This window comes from Flavobacterium cheongpyeongense (genome assembly GCF_003202435.1).
Lineage (GTDB): Bacteria > Bacteroidota > Bacteroidia > Flavobacteriales > Flavobacteriaceae > Flavobacterium > Flavobacterium cheongpyeongense.
Genome location: NZ_QJHK01000049.1, coordinates 1 through 933 on the forward strand (window position 1 = coordinate 1; position 933 = coordinate 933).

Annotated in this window: 1 protein-coding gene; it reads left to right on the plus strand. The window is 37.5% G+C overall.

Annotation, left to right across the window (positions count from 1 at the left end; genetic code table 11):
- Positions 1–933, plus strand: a 933-nt coding sequence (locus DMB65_RS22245; protein ID WP_230470742.1) for an MBG domain-containing protein, incomplete at both ends; no start/stop codon positions are given.

Sequence of the window (933 nt, forward strand, 5' to 3'; positions counted from 1 at the left end):
ATAACTGGACTCCGGGTAACCCAACTGGTGATGGTACAACTTCTGTAACAGGTCTAACTCCTGGTACATGGACATGTACTGTAACCGATGCTAACAACTGTACTACAGCAGTTAACTTTACTATTACTCAACCAACAGCAATTAATTTCACAACAACAGTTTTGTCTGGTTATGATTACAATACTGGATATAGTCAAACTATAGTAGCTTCAGGAGGAACAGGATCTAAAACCTATGCCGTTACAGCGGGAAGTTTGCCTTCTGGTTTTTCGCTATCAACAGCTGGACAGATAACAGGTATTTCAACTCAAATTGCTGATAGTAATTTTACGGTTACCGCTACTGATGCTAATAGTTGTACTGCTACCTATAATTATGTACTGAAATTAAATCAAATCCCAATTACCGTAACTGCAACACCTTCTCAAACTAAAATATATGGGGAGAGTGATCCTGTTTTAACTTATACAGTGTCACCAAGTTTGCTTTCGGGAGATTCATTCACAGGATCTTTAACAAGAGTTAGTGGTGAAAATATTGGTAATTATGCTATTAATCAAGGTTCGCTTTCAGCTGGGTCTAAATATTTAATTACTTATGTTGCTGCAAACTTTACTATTACCGCAAAACCAATTACAGTAACGGCAACTCCATCACAAACGAAAGTTTACGGAACAACAGATCCTGTTTTTGTTTATACTGTTTCACCAGGTTTGGTAGGTAGTGATGCCTTTACAGGAGCTTTAACCAGAGTTGCTGGGGAAAATATAGGAACTTATGCTATTACCCAAGGAAGTTTGAGTGCAGGATCTAATTATACGATTAGTTACGCAGGTGCTAACTTTACTATTACGGCAAAACCAATTACAGTAACAGCAGATGCTTCACAAACAAAAGTTTATGGAACAGTAAATCCTGTTTACACTTATACGG